The following is a 14,331-nucleotide window of genomic DNA, read 5'->3' as shown; positions in this document are numbered from 1 at the left end:
ATTTCCTTGGGCTTGGGTATATAGTCCTTTTGTCCTTAATGGCAAATTCATTTAATCATTTTAGTGAAATTGGGGGTGCAAGGATGCATATTGAGTGTGTAGAGATTCAAAATTTTAAAAAATTAAAATCTTGTCGAGTAGAATTTACAGACAAAACTACAATATTTGTAGGAGCGAATAACAGCGGAAAAACTTCCGCTATGGATGCATTAAGAAAGTTTTTAGATAAAAAAAGTGACTTTACTATAAATGATTTTACATTATCAAATTGGATTGAGATTAATAGAATTGGAGAGCGCTGGTTGTCTAAATGTGGGGAAACGACTGATTTTCTTATGGAGGACATAGAAAAACTAATACCTACTTTGGATGTGTGGTTACAAGTATCAGAAAACGAAATTCATTATGTAACTCATTTAATTCCATCCTTAGATTGGGATGGAGGATTACTAGGGGTTAGGTTAAGACTGGAGCCCAAAGACATTGAGTATCTGTATAAAGATTTTGTTGAATCAATTAATTCTGCGAAAGAGACGCTGTCAGCTGCAAAGTCTACAAGCTCGTTTTCCTTGTGGCCAAGAAATCTTAAGGATTATCTAAGTAAAAAATTTCATACACATTTTATAGTTAGAGCATACATTCTTGATCCTAGTAAACTCTTAAATATTGATCCTGAAAGTGGTCTAGCACGACCTCAAATTTTGCCTTTTGATAGTGATCCTATAAATGAAGACCCATTTAAGAAACTCTTTTTAGTACATTATATTGGTGCACAACGAGGATTTTCTGATTCAGCTAAGACAAGTGAAGAAGATGAATCTACCAGTAGTCTAGTCGGGGATCTCTCCACACAACTGCGTAGATATTATAATACTCACTTGAATCCAACTGAATCACCGGACCCAACTGATATTGATGCTTTGCAAGCTATTGAATCAGCTCAGGATATTTTTGATTCCAAGCTACGCGATGGTTTTGAAAATGCACTTATTGAACTGCAGAGTTTAGGTTACCCTGGTTTTTCCGATCCTAAGATAACTATTTCAACAAAATTCAAACCAATTGATGGTCTTAAACATAGTTCCGCCGTTCAATTCGATCTAATGCCGGAGAATAAACAATTTAAGGAAATGCATTTAAGACTTCCTGAGCATTATAACGGGCTAGGTTACCAAAACTTGATATCGATTATTTTTAAAATGATGCAATTTAGAGATGAATGGATGAAGGTGGGTAAATTAGCCAAGAGTACTCCGAGCACTAAGAATGATTTTTTTATACCTCCACTACATATTGTATTGGTAGAAGAACCTGAAGCACATCTTCATATACAAGTTCAACAAGTTTTCATTCGTCATGTATATGATATTTTATGTAATAATGATCGTTTAAAAGGGCAAGACTTCTTTAAAACTCAATTAATTGTAAGCACACATTCAGGACATATTGCTCATGAAATACCCTTTTCAAGTTTGCGTTATTTCCGTAAACAATTTTCGTTATCAGATAATGAAGTCCCAATATCAACTGTTGTTAATCTCTCGAATGTATTCGGTGAAAATAATGAAACAGAACGTTTTGTAACTAGATATCTTCAAATAACTCATTTTGACTTGCTTTTCGCTGATGCAGCCATATTAGTGGAAGGGCCAACTGAACGAATGCTGATTCCGCATTTTATTCGAAGACATTTTAACGTATTGAACCAAAAATATATTTCTTTATTGGAAATTGGAGGGAGTCATGCCCACACTTTAAAACCTCTAATAGAGAGCTTGGGTTTGACAAGTTTAATTATAACTGATTTGGATTCAATAGATCGTAAAAGTAAATTAGCTAAGCCTCCTCTTCGGAACAAAAGATATATTACTGGAAATGACACGTTAAGAACTTGGGTTCCATGTAGAACTGAAATCGATGAATTATTTGATTTAAAGTGTAATGAAAAAGTAAAAAGATATCAAAGGGCTGGTTTCTCAATAAGAGTTGCTTATCAATATCCCATTAAGATTTTAATGGTTCCTGATGGACCCGAGGTTGAGGCTCTTCCGTATACTTTTGAAGATGCTTTAGTTTTCGAAAACTTAACATTATTTAAAAGTCTTGAAGGAACTGGTTTAATAAATAAGTTCAAAAATGCGATTACTAAAAAAGAGACAATTGCTGGGTTAGGCAAGCAATTTTTTGATGATTTAAGAAAAGGGAAAAAAGCGGAGTTTGCTCTCCAGCTAATTTATTTAGAAAATCTTAAAGATATCAAAGTACCAAAGTATATTAATGAAGGATTGGCTTGGCTAGAGGAACAGTTACAAAAGAAACAACCGGATAGTATTATTCATCAGAATTCTGTTGATATTTTAGTGGAAGAAATGGTGATGAACTAAATGAACGAAATAGAGGAGAATAAAGACAATTGTATAGATAATCATGTAGATGAAGAAATCAGTAGTTGTTTGAATCTAAAAGAGTTGAGGAGTTTTTTCTTATTCGCAGGAGCTGGATCGGGAAAAACTAAATCGCTTGTATATGCTCTGAATCAAATTCGAGAAAAATATTATCATCAACTGCAGCATAGAGGACAACAAGTATCAGTTATTACGTATACTAATGCTGCATGCAATGAGATTAGTCGCAGGGTTGATTACGACCACTTATTTAATATTTCTACTATTCATGCATTTATATGGGGGTTGATTAAGGGGTTTGATGCAGACATTAGGGACTGGCTATATACCAACTTACAATCACAAATTGAAGATTTAAAATTAAAACAAGAGAAAGGACGTATGGGTACCAAAACGTTTATTGAACGCCAACAAAGTATAGAGGCAAAGGAAAACCGAATTCAAAATATTAAACATATTAAAAAGTTCACTTATAATCCTAATGGCCTTAATCAAGAAAAAGCATCTTTAAGCCACACTGAGGTAATAAGCATAGGAGCTTATTTTATAACTAACAAGACGTTAATGCAAAAAATCCTAACTAATCAATATCCGATCTTATTTATAGATGAAAGCCAGGATACTAATAAAGATCTAATTAATGCACTGTTTGAAGTTGAACAAAAAAATATCGGTGTTTTTTCACTAGGTTTGTTTGGAGATACGATGCAAAGGATATATTCCGATGGCAAAGTAGATTTAGGAGTGGATTTACCGGAAAACTGGAAGAAGCCTGTGAAAAAAATGAACCATCGTTGCCCACCGAGAATCATTAATCTGTTAAATAAAATACGTTTTACAGTTGATGGACAGGAACAAAAGGCAAGAACAGATAAGGAAGCGGGTTTTGCTCGTTTTTTCATATTTCCTTCAACGGCTGAAAAAGGTAAGGCTGAGAAAATGGTTGCAGATAGAATGTCAGAAATTACTGCTGATAAAGAATGGTCTAGTATCGATGCAAATTATACATCTCTAATTCTTGAACATCATATGGCTGCCAATCGACTAGGTTTTTTGGAGTTTTTTCGGCCACTTTACCAGATAGATAGATTAAGGACGGGATTATTGGAAGGTACACTTTCTGATTTATTTTTATTTACACAAATTATATTGCCTATAGTAGAAGCAAATAAAATTGGAGATAAATTCGCCATAGCTAGTGTTGTGAGAAAACATTCTCCTCTACTAAAAATAGCAAAAAACGAAGTTGGTCAACAGTTAAAAATCAAAAAGGCTCAAGAAGCGATTAATCAGTTACTCTCACTTTGGAATGCAGATGTAGAGCCACGTTGCATTGATGTCTTACAATGTGTGGAAAAATTAAAATTATTTAATATTCCAGACACTTTTTATCCGTTTGTTACCAATAGTAAATATGATCAGACGAATAAAGAAGATATAAAGGAGGAAAATGAATATAGCTCTATGGAAGCTTGGGCTGAATGCTTAAATGCCCCCTTTAGCCAAATTTCGGCATATGATTCTTATATAAATGGTAAGTTGAATTTCATGACTCATCAAGGAGTAAAAGGCCTCGAATTCCCACGTGTACTAGTAATTATTGATGATAGCGAAGCGCGTGGCTTTCTGTTTAGCTATGAAAAGTTATTCGGGGTAAAAGAAAAAACTAAAACAGATATAGAAAATGAATCTGTAGGAAAAGATACAAGTATTGAGCGAACAAGACGTTTATTTTATGTTACATGTAGCCGTGCAGAAAAAAGTCTTGCTATCTTAGCATATTCAGAGAATCCAGAACTAGTCAAAATGCATGTATTAAATGAGAAATGGTTCAAGGAAGAGGAGGTCGAAGTTTTTCTATAGAGAGGGAATTATATTTTATATAACAATGTCTTCAATGTCTTCTTATTTTTTCATAGAAGAAGCATATATTCTCAAGAGTTTTTAAGTATTAGATTAAAAATTGAGGTTGGTGACTTATTATATTTAGTATCAAAGATTTTTTATATGAAAGAAATGTGGCATCTTATTGTTTGAAAACCTTAATTATTTTTACAAGTACATCGATGGTTTACCTTTTAATTTCCAAATCTCCATTTCTATTTGAAAGCAATATACTATCAATCAGCGTATTTTTATTGCTTCTGTTTTTTATTATAAAATCTAAGAAGAGAGAAAGAGCCGGAGTTTTTTTTAGTATTTTTATGTTTAGTTTTTTTATCGTTTTTCTTCCTTTATTTATATATATGCAAAGCTTCAATGTTATTAATTTAGTTAAGCCATCTCTTTTTTATGAGTACGCTTCAAAAGGACAAGTCAAAAAAGAAATTATTTTTACAAAAGAAAACTTAGAAAACAATGGGTTAGAAAAAATTATAACGGACATAGCGAAAAAAACATCAGACAACAATAAAAAACTTTCTGATAAAAGATCTGTCTATATGCTACTAAATGAGAACTATGATATTACATTTCAAGAGTTTGAGAGAAACGCTAAAATTCAAAAAAAATTTCTGAAATTAAGTGGAGCACTGCCGATGTAATGGAATATATTAAACGGTTAGCATCCCTAGATTTTGTTATCTTTAAAACATCGTTTTATATTTCATTATTACTAATGGGATTATACGGGCTCCATAAATTTAACGTAAGATTTGAATTATATATATGTGCTGGAGTTATTTATACTGTATCAACTTTAGGGATACTATCTAACGATTTAACGTCAATTATTTTTTTCCCTGGGGCATCAAAGCAACAAATTTCTGATAATGCTGAATTTTTAAATGTTATAAAGGAATCTATATTAACACTTATTATATTTGATACCCTTAGAGAGATCATAAAGGCAAGAAATGAAGAACCAAAAGCAGAAGAACCAAAAGTAGTAGCCATAAATTCTAATGAACGAAGAAATAAAAGAATTTGTATTGGAAATTTTCCACATGGTAAAAGAACAAGAAGAAAACGTGTTGCACCTAAAAATTATAAATAAAGTACAATGTGATGTAGAAGTTTCATGACCTAGCAAACAATGCTGGGTCTTTTCGGCATCATTTCACGTACTATTCTAAACATGAAGCCCACATCCTTAAAAACAAATTTTCGAACTTAACTCTTGAAATACGAACATATATTCTATATAATAAAAAACGACGTTTGTTTCTGTTTATGCAGATACAAAATCCATCAAACTGGAACGTTCACAACCATATCACCCAATCCGACAAACAGGAGGCCAAAACTTGTCCAGTAATCCAACAAGAAATCAATATCAAATCAAACTGTTCCACTTTAACGAGATCACTATTGTAGACGATCAACTTTACGCACCACAATCCAGTACTCGTACCATCACCGTATCCGACAGTATCTATCTTGATCAACTCAAACGAGTCGTAGCAGAACGTGATCCTTTCACCGATGTTACCGATGTTATCTTCATGCTCAAAGCTGACCAAATTGATGAAGATGATCCATCCCAACTTGCCATGTTTGAACGTATGCTGCGAGAGGGCATCTATTATAATGGAGAGAGATATGTCCGTTCGATCAAGTCACCTGCGATGGGACGTACACAACGAACAGAATTTATCCAAGAAAAGTATGTTGATGATCTGTATAATCACATCACACTTGGTAAAATGCCACCTCTCACCAACATCCATAAATGGGAAGCAGCACTTGGTGTGAGTCGTTCAGCGGCGCAACGAGTGCTTTATATCCCTCGTATTGTCGTCATTCCCGATTATGAAAAAGATACGATCATCGAGGATGTTTGGAAAGTGGAAAAGTGTGTTGAGGACTCCAAGCAGCAGAAGTTGGTATTCGATGAAAAGGCAAAGCAACGTGAATATTTCAAAGCGAAGAAAGAATTAAAGCCATCTAAGGAACAATTACATAAGTTAGAACGTATACCGAATAAAACGATCTCGTGGAATGGCCGTACAAAGTCTGTTCCTTATCAATCAGAGTTCAAAACTTTCAATGGATGGAATAAACAAAATCGTCGTGTGAAGCTAGAAACAATTCCTTTTCCTGCTCGTTCGGTTATGTATAATGACGAACTATACCCTTGCTATTCCATCGAGCAAACAGAAGAAATCCCAATCATAGCAATCAATGAAGAGTCCATCGGATTTAAGCGAGTGGAGTACCCGAAGTATGAGAATAAGAATGTCCAGTTTTTCGATGGTCAAGGTTTAATGAGCTTTCAGTTTGCAGAGCGCATTGGACAACACCTGAATCTATTCTATCCACCTAATGCAGTTCAGGGAAGACTGCCATATATCAAAGGTAACTTTATCCGTTTCGATCTGATGAAATGGTTTAACGAAAACAACGTGACAGAGATAAAGGATGTTTTTGGTGAATTACAGCCGATCATCGACAAACAGGGTCGTCCTATTGATCTCATCCTCACCAAATCCTGCTTCAAAGCATGGCATCAATACAGTGAGGGAGAAGCTAAGCCTAAGTGTTTATTTGAAAATATAACGGAATATGAAGCATTACTGAAAGTACATAATCATAACAACTTTTGGATCGCGAATTATGCGAAACCAGCATACCAGATGAATGCCTACACACCATTGACATACCAATATATTCATGCGTTGAATCTTACACTGAACGACTTATATCAATTAGCTACGCCTCTAATGGATGTCATCAAACGTGTACTACATGGACAAAAGAATGACACCCATGGAAAGTGGCTTCGAGATATTGCTTACACGAAAGCTTTCCTACATATGCTAGTCCAAGAAGACGATGAACCGAAAGATGTAGATGAAGAACCTGACGAACAGGAAGATGAAATAGAACGAGGTCAGAAGAAACAATTTATCAATGAAATCATTCAAGCTATTGATTTGAATGAACTAATGTTGTATGACGGAAACGTCCGCAAATTCATCGTGAAGCAAGCGATGCAGAAAGTTCAGGATATGTTGAAAGGTCGTATCCCGATTCGTGGCAGCTACTTTTATCTAACTAATGATCCGATTGCATTCATGGAGCATGCCAGCGGATATCCAGTTACAGGTGTGCTGAAGAAGAACAAGGCTTTTATGAATCGGAAGCAGGGAATGCATGCGCTATTCCGATCACCGCTAACGATATTTAATGAAGTCGGTAAGCTAGATTTTATACAAGTACATAACCAATATATTCAACATCTGGACAATGTGATTGTTTTGAACTGTTGTGATTTAACACTCGCAAGACTTGGACTTGGTGACGTGGACGGAGATACAGCTCTATGTACCAATGATCCCACCATACTCAAGGCAGTGATTGATGCGCCTACGATCATAAATGAAGATGATAAAAAAGTGGCTGCACCTGTACTGAATAATATGGACAGTATCATCAAGATGGAGCTAAAAAGTCTACATAATCTAACGGGTAGATGTACGAATGTGAATACGTATTTTCAGAATCTGGCTTTGGAGGAAGAGAGCCTTCAAGCACGCGTTTTGGAAAACTCAGTTTTAAAATTTCTCCAAGGTCAAATCATTGATGCGACCAAAAATGGGCTGGAAGTAGAGATTCCATATGTGCTGGATCGTCTGGCTATCCAGATGCCATATTTCTTTCGTTTTGTTAATGGTGGCAAAGCAGAGGATTATCAGTACTCGACAAAATCGCCGTTTAATCAATTTTGTGTCAAGGCAGAAAAGTACATAGATGACACGTTTAACATGAAAGATGGGAAATTGGATCAGTCTATTTTCAGTATCGAGAGTACGAGACAACTGTTACAGGATATGAGGAAGGTTAGCCAGCCTAAGTTTCTGAGCTATCTAGCCCGTATTGAGCCACTTTATAAAGAATACAACGAGCAGAAAAATAAAATTAATCATCGCCAAAAGCAGTTTAACGAACTGAAAAAATGGGAACGGGATAATGATACCCGAAAAGCAATCAGCGCGGAATTCGCTAGGTTACGAGAGGAATACAAAACTCGGTGTGAAGAGATCTGTCCTTATCCTTCGGTACTTGCCAGTGTTGCTGTTGAGATCGCATATCAAAACTACAGAACGTACTCCTTTGCATGGCTGTTTGTAGATGGGCTACTGGAAAATCTAAAGCAGCATGAAAATGTTTTGAAGAGGGAAGTACGAAAGGTGAACAGGCTCACGAATCGTAATGTAGAAGGTAAGAAGCTTACCGTGCACACTGGCATCGCTACAATAGATGATCTGGAGTTTCCATTGAATGTGCTGGATGGTGTGTATTCATTATTTGAAATCATGGGGCAGTATTTTATCGGGTATGAAGCTGAACGAGAAACCGTAGTACAAATCAGTAATACGCCTTCTCTGTTGGACGAGAAAAGTACAAGACGAATATTGAGGAATTATCCGCTCGGCTTCAGCACATTGAAAAAGTCTCAGGAAGAATCGCAGTTGGTAGCTGACCAGGTATTAGGCAAGAAATTACAGATTCAGGTGGTCGAGCATAACTATGTTCATATTGTAGATGAGCAGGGGAAATTGAAGTGTATCATTCCGAGAGATCAGGCCATTCGTCGAGATGAGGGATTATCCTTACTGGATTTTGATGGAGCAGCAATTGAATTTTTAACTATTGAGAAAGTCACGAAATCAAGTTTTAAGGCGATAGTCCATATTGAGTAAAACTAAATCATAGGTCTGTCATGATAGGCGCCTGTTAACACGGGCGCTTAGGTGACACCTGCTGTATGGGTGTGATTCCACAATGACAGGAGTTAATCGTATGAGCTATTTTTATTGTTATGATATCCATTTGTTTAATTATCTGACGAGTAAGGGATTCTCGTTTATAACGAAGGCACGACACTATAAGACGAATGTTTTATTTTCCATGTATCTGAAAACGCCAGAACTATCTGCAGCTATTGATGAATGGAAAGCAACAAATCATTAAAATGTAGATGTTAGAAATGATGTGAGGAGCATTTGATGAGAATTGATGATTATAAGCCAAAGCAAAATGTAACTGAGAAGATAAACGGGGAGGAAGTTGAATGGAAAAATGGAGATATCATTTTAATAAGCAGTGGGACAGCATCAGGTAAATCCTATTTTATTCGAAATAAGCTGGAACAATTAGCGGATCAGCAAAATGTGAACATACTTTTATTGGTCAATCGAAAGAACCTGTACGATCAGAATAAGGAAGCTATCGAAGATTCCTCAAGAATCAAAGTGGAATTATATCAAACGATTGAAAATCAGCTTAACGAAGGGAAAGAGTACGATTTTTCTCCATATAAATACATCGTGTGTGATGAGTCGCATTACTTTACTACGGACAGTGGATTTAATGATAATTCGGATGATTCCCTTCAAGCCATCCTTAATTTACAGTCACAGATCAGGATTTTTATGTCCGCAACAGGTCATGTGTTATTCTCTTACATCAAGGATCAGTACAGACATAAACTCAAACAAAAAGGTAATAAAATATGGACGTACTCCATTCCAATAAAATTCAATCAGATTGCATCGTTATCCTTTTATACAGACTTTTATGCAGTAGAAAAATGGATTAAGCGCAAATTCAATAAAGCTAACGATAAAATTATATATTTTGCAGACACGATCCAAAAGGCTTTTGAGCTTCATGTGAAGTATGACGATTCATTATTCGTATGCAGTAAAAGCAGCAGCAAAAACAAAAAGTATCTCAAACATGTAGATGATGATCAAGTGGAGTCCATGGTCAAGCAAAATAGGTTTGACTGTAAATATCTATTCACGACGACTGTGCTTGATAATGGTTTTGATTTGAAGGATGAACAAATTAAATTAATTGTGTGCGATATATTTGATGTGGATACGATGCTACAGTGTATTGGGCGAAAGAGATTCAAGAATGACCAGGATAAGGTTCATGTGGTGTTACTGAATCGAAGCAATCGAGATTTGAATAATTACTTGAGATCAGTCCAAAAGAAACTGGATGAAGCAGATGCTTTTATTCATGGTGGGGTTGAAGAATGGAAAAAGCTAGTGGGTAAATTTTCGAGGCAATCCAATTACATCATTAAAGACAACGCAACAAGTGATGGCAAATATAAATCGAAGAAGACAGTTTCCAGAGTTAAATATCTTCAAGCTGTAGCTACGAAAAATCGGATTAAAGCAATGCTGGATCAGAACAGAGAAACCAATAATTTCAGGGAAGAAACTGGAGGGAAAAAAAAAGCGATGCCTATATGATGTACATTTCGAATTTATTACATAAAAATAAAATCACGTTGATTGAGAAACTATTTGAGCAAGAAGAATTATGTAGCTATTTAGAAACAATAGTAGGTAAAAGAATATACAAAGACGGTCAAAAACAAGTTATTGAAAAATTTGATATCAAGGATTATCGAGGCAGATTACAAAAGGATATTAGCCAATTACAATCCTACCTCCAATCGAATCAATTAAAATATGCGATTGCTAGTTTTCCAGATAACCGAAAAAAGTTAGAAGATGGAAGCAACAATCCCCATAAAGGGAAGCGATATTGGTTAGTTAGCAAATTTACGGATAGTCGGTTGTAACAAAAAAATCAAATTTTTCTCATTTTCGATATCGCCAAAAAGGTAGTACATATAAGGATTTTTTTAATCTTGGACCGCAAATTGTGGAGTAATGATATATATAACATATATCCATGATTTGCTGTCTAGAAGATAAAAAAGTAAATAAAATCAACCGTTTTTAGAGATAGGGAAAGATAGAAATTTGCGAACAAAGTATTTATAATATGCCGCAAAGGGGCTGGGTGTGGGAGGGGAAACGGTGGCAGGCGATACTACCGTTTACGAAGCGTAGCGAAGTGGTTTTATCGCGGTTTTAGTTTCCCCTATCCCACGTATAGATCATACATAGACTTGGTAGGATTCATGGACAATTCAGAGTCATATTATTATTGGCTGTATTTATCGCTTTAAAATTTTCGTATTTCATATTGAATTTTACCTTGTTGAATACTGACTGCTATTTGCAAAATTTTAAACTACACGAATTGAGGACTTGAGTAAAATGTGTCACGTGACACAATGAGCAGATTTACAAGTACAAATTAGATTATACGGGAACTCTGGCTATGAGCTAGGGTTTCTTTTTCATTTGGAGAGGAGCAACAAGAATGCTATTAATGTTACAAGCAATAATCATAGAAATATTACGATTTATTACTGTAGTTGGTGTGGTTTACACCTGGATGTGGATTGCAGTCTTTTTAAAAACGAGTTTAGAAAGGGGGATCAAGTGGATTGGAAATCAAATTCGTAAACGTAGAAACGTTAATTCCGTACATAAAAAACGCCAGAAATAATGAGAAAGCTGTAGATTATGTAGCAACAAGTATTCAGAGTTATGGTTTTAAAAATCCCATTCTGATTGACAGTAATCATGAAATCATAGCAGGACATACTCGTCTGTTAGCAGCCAAGAAGCTTGGACTGAAGGAAGTCCCAACAATACTGGTGGATGACTTAACACCAGAACAGGTCAAAGCTTTCAGAATAGCTGATAACAAAACGGCTGAGTATGCAGATTGGAATTTTGAATTGTTAGCGCAGGAAATGGAAGAATTAAAACTGGCTGATTATGATCTTTCTCTAACTGGATTTGATATGAGCGAGTGTGAGAAATTGCTGGATACATTACACGAAGAAACTGTGGATGAGGAAGATGATTTCAATTTAGAAGAAACATTGCCCGAACATCCAATAACTCGAAAAGGTGACATTTGGCTACTTGGTAAGCATAGGCTCATATGCGGTAACTCGACTAATCCACAGGATATTACAACATTGATGGATGGTAAGAAGGCTCAGCTTATTGTAACTGATCCACCCTACAATGTAGATTATACAGGTAAGACCAAGAATGCTCTGAAAATTGAAAATGATAAAATGGACAATCACAAATTTTATGATTTCCTATTGGCTGCCTATACTCGAATGTATGAAGTAGCTGATGACGGAGCAAGTATTTATGTGTTCCACGCAGATAGTGAAGGTTTGAATTTTAGGAAGGCATTTATCGAAGCTGGATTCAAACTGGCACAATGCTGCATATGGGCAAAGCAAGCAATGGTAATGGGACATGCTGATTATCACTGGATGCACGAACCCGTATTGTACGGTTGGAAGCCAACAAGTGGACACTACTGGAATAGTGATCGTAAGCAAACAACATTATGGCAATTTGATCGCCCCTTTCGCAATGAGTACCACCCCACCATGAAGCCGATTCCCTTGATTAGCTATCCAATTAAAAATTCCAGTAAGCTTGGTGATATTGTATTTGATCCATTTGGCGGCTCAGGTTCAACGTTGATTGCTTGTGAGGAAACGGATCGGATTTGCTATACGAGTGAGCTTGATCCCAAATATGTAGATGTGATTGTTAAGCGATATATTGCCCATGTTGGTAGCGATAGCGATGTATATTTGATTCGAGGTGGAGTGAAGGTGAGCTACCAAGAAGTTGTTGCTGAGCCAGAATTAGAGAATCGTAGTTAACCTTTTCTCAATAAAAGTGTAGATATAAATACAATTGCAGCGAACAAGGAGACACTGAAGCTAACTATTGCATAAGTTTTTCGATTTGCTTTAAATTCGGAGATGCCAGAAAATAAAAACATGAGGCTGAGAAAAAGCTGTGTAAGTGATGGCGAAAATCGATTGTTACCAGGATAAGCAAGAGACAAAAGGGATGTGATTATAACAACAGCAGCACATGAAAATTTAAGAATTTGATATATATTCATTTTTTTGATCATAGGTCTACTCCCCTTTCCCATTTAGTTTATTATACGGTGAAATCCTATTATACAGTATTATACAACTATTTGATTCGGGATGGTAATCAGTATGACTATCATGAAGTTGTTGCTGAGTCGGCAAGGTCAGAGGTATCATGTGCTGACTAAACCGAAAGGGTGATTCAATTGGGTAAGGTAAAAGTGAATATGGTAGTTCGATTCCTGAAGGGCATGCAAGCCGAAAAGGTCAATGTGCTAGGGGCTGAGGAAGCTCAGGAAGACAATGAGTTGATTCAGAAGGTGATTGAGGATATCGAGTTGTTTTACGAGGCTGAATTGGAAGGGTAATACATATGGGGAATGGGCTATTATAGTCTGTTCCCTTTTTTTGATGATGGCGATATAGTTACTACTTATAGGGAAAAGAAGGAATTACATTCAAATTTGTTGAATTAAATCTGATAAGATAAATCAACATGTTCAACAGCATGAAAAGGGGAAGCTAGATGATCTGGAATATAAGAAATCTTGTCACATTTGTATTTGTCATTGTCATGTGGATGATTTTGGATCGTTTACACATCAATAATGCGTTAGCTTTTATAATCATTTTCATCCTGATGTTTTTGATACTATATGTGCCTATTTTTTTTACTGTATTATGGGATTCTAATTTGAAGAGAATTGAAAAGTTTTTAATGTCGCGAAAGAGTAAGCCAGAATACCATCTATTTTATGCTCTAGCCCATGAAATCGATGAAGAAGTAGAAGACTCAATCCGACTATTGCTCCAAAAGTATAAGGGAATTCACAAACAAGCGTTATATAAAACCGTTTTTGCTTTCTATAAAAAAGAAATTCTGACGGTTAAAGAAGAAATCGAATTGATCAAACCACCTGCATATAAAAATTACTATCGAGCTATCGTGTGTATAGAAGAAGGAAATAATACGGAAGCTCTCAAAATCATTCATGAGATTCCAACGCCATGGATGAAAAACGCGCTTCTTTCCGAATTGGAGTTGAAATCAAATCATTATGCAGATGCCATTGAACTAGCACAACAAGCCTTGCATCAATCCAAAGGTTTACAAAAGTATGTGTTATTTAAAACGTATCAACGGAAATTCCCAGAGATGCAGCCTGCTAAGGAATGGTAACC

General features: G+C 35.7%; 11 protein-coding genes. 10 read left to right on the top strand and 1 reads right to left on the bottom strand.

Annotation, left to right across the window (positions count from 1 at the left end; genetic code table 11):
- Positions 1–83 precede the first annotated feature (83 nt).
- The 8 genes from ASL14_RS07620 to ASL14_RS07590 all read left to right on the top strand — a co-directional run bounded on the left by ASL14_RS07620 (position 84) and on the right by ASL14_RS07590 (position 12,927).
- Entirely contained in the window at positions 84–2,384 is a 2,301-nt protein-coding gene (locus ASL14_RS07620) for an AAA family ATPase (RefSeq protein ID WP_134911110.1), read from the top strand.
- Complete coding sequence (locus ASL14_RS07615) at positions 2,385–4,268, top strand: UvrD-helicase domain-containing protein (protein WP_189338240.1); 1,884 nt, start codon at positions 2,385–2,387, stop codon at positions 4,266–4,268. It abuts the gene before it with no gap.
- Positions 4,269–4,438: 170 nt separating this feature from the next.
- Positions 4,439–4,948 carry a hypothetical protein gene (locus tag ASL14_RS07610; RefSeq protein ID WP_134911109.1) on the top strand — a complete coding sequence of 170 codons (510 nt, stop codon included), beginning with the start codon at positions 4,439–4,441 and terminating at the stop codon, positions 4,946–4,948.
- Entirely contained in the window at positions 4,948–5,400 is a 453-nt protein-coding gene (locus ASL14_RS07605; protein WP_134911108.1) for a hypothetical protein, read from the top strand. The genes ASL14_RS07610 and ASL14_RS07605 overlap by 1 nt, the downstream gene beginning before the upstream one ends.
- Positions 5,401–5,650: 250 nt before the next feature.
- Positions 5,651–9,049 carry an RNA dependent RNA polymerase gene (locus ASL14_RS07600; protein WP_134911107.1) on the top strand — a complete coding sequence of 1,133 codons (3,399 nt, stop codon included), beginning with the start codon at positions 5,651–5,653 and terminating at the stop codon, positions 9,047–9,049.
- 306 nt (positions 9,050–9,355) lie between these two features.
- A complete protein-coding gene (locus ASL14_RS07595) occupies positions 9,356–10,618 on the top strand; it encodes a DEAD/DEAH box helicase family protein (RefSeq protein ID WP_223264244.1) in 1,263 nt (420 codons plus the stop codon).
- On the top strand, positions 10,615–10,953 hold the full coding sequence (locus ASL14_RS27890) for a hypothetical protein (protein ID WP_223264243.1): 339 nt from the start codon (positions 10,615–10,617) through the stop codon (positions 10,951–10,953). The genes ASL14_RS07595 and ASL14_RS27890 overlap by 4 nt, the downstream gene beginning before the upstream one ends.
- Positions 10,954–11,670: 717 nt before the next feature.
- Positions 11,671–12,927 (top strand): DNA modification methylase, encoded by a 1,257-nt coding sequence (locus tag ASL14_RS07590; protein WP_134911106.1) that lies wholly within the window; start codon positions 11,671–11,673, stop codon positions 12,925–12,927.
- On the opposite strand, the gene ASL14_RS29080 is transcribed toward ASL14_RS07590, so the two are convergent.
- Positions 12,924–13,175 carry a DUF3953 domain-containing protein gene (locus ASL14_RS29080; RefSeq protein ID WP_223264333.1) on the bottom strand — a complete coding sequence of 84 codons (252 nt, stop codon included), beginning with the start codon at positions 13,173–13,175 and terminating at the stop codon, positions 12,924–12,926. The two genes, ASL14_RS07590 and ASL14_RS29080, sit on opposite strands and share 4 nt — an antisense overlap.
- A gap of 180 nt (positions 13,176–13,355) precedes the next feature.
- On the opposite strand from ASL14_RS29080, the gene ASL14_RS27290 reads away from it, so the two are divergent.
- Positions 13,356–13,517, top strand: a complete 162-nt coding sequence (locus ASL14_RS27290) for a hypothetical protein (RefSeq protein ID WP_162833931.1) — start codon at positions 13,356–13,358, stop codon at positions 13,515–13,517.
- A 158-nt stretch (positions 13,518–13,675) separates the two neighbouring features.
- Positions 13,676–14,329, top strand: a complete 654-nt coding sequence (locus ASL14_RS07580) for a hypothetical protein (protein ID WP_134911105.1) — start codon at positions 13,676–13,678, stop codon at positions 14,327–14,329.
- The last annotated feature ends 2 nt before the right edge of the window (positions 14,330–14,331 follow it).

The organism is Paenibacillus sp. IHB B 3084, assembly GCF_001447315.1.
Taxonomy (GTDB): domain Bacteria; phylum Bacillota; class Bacilli; order Paenibacillales; family Paenibacillaceae; genus Paenibacillus.
The sequence above is the reverse complement of the archived record's forward strand: the minus strand, read 5'-3'. Positions and strand labels throughout refer to the sequence as shown.

Coding starts and splice junctions, on each gene's coding strand:
- ASL14_RS07605 (WP_134911108.1), top strand. CDS start 4,948: ATGGAATATATTAAACGGTTAGCATCCCTAGATTTTGTTATCTTTAAA.
- ASL14_RS27890 (WP_223264243.1), top strand. CDS start 10,615: ATGATGTACATTTCGAATTTATTACATAAAAATAAAATCACGTTGATT.
- ASL14_RS07615 (WP_189338240.1), top strand. CDS start 2,385: ATGAACGAAATAGAGGAGAATAAAGACAATTGTATAGATAATCATGTA.
- ASL14_RS07580 (WP_134911105.1), top strand. CDS start 13,676: ATGATCTGGAATATAAGAAATCTTGTCACATTTGTATTTGTCATTGTC.
- ASL14_RS07620 (WP_134911110.1), top strand. CDS start 84: ATGCATATTGAGTGTGTAGAGATTCAAAATTTTAAAAAATTAAAATCT.
- ASL14_RS07595 (WP_223264244.1), top strand. CDS start 9,356: ATGAGAATTGATGATTATAAGCCAAAGCAAAATGTAACTGAGAAGATA.
- ASL14_RS29080 (WP_223264333.1), bottom strand. CDS start 13,175: ATGAATATATATCAAATTCTTAAATTTTCATGTGCTGCTGTTGTTATA.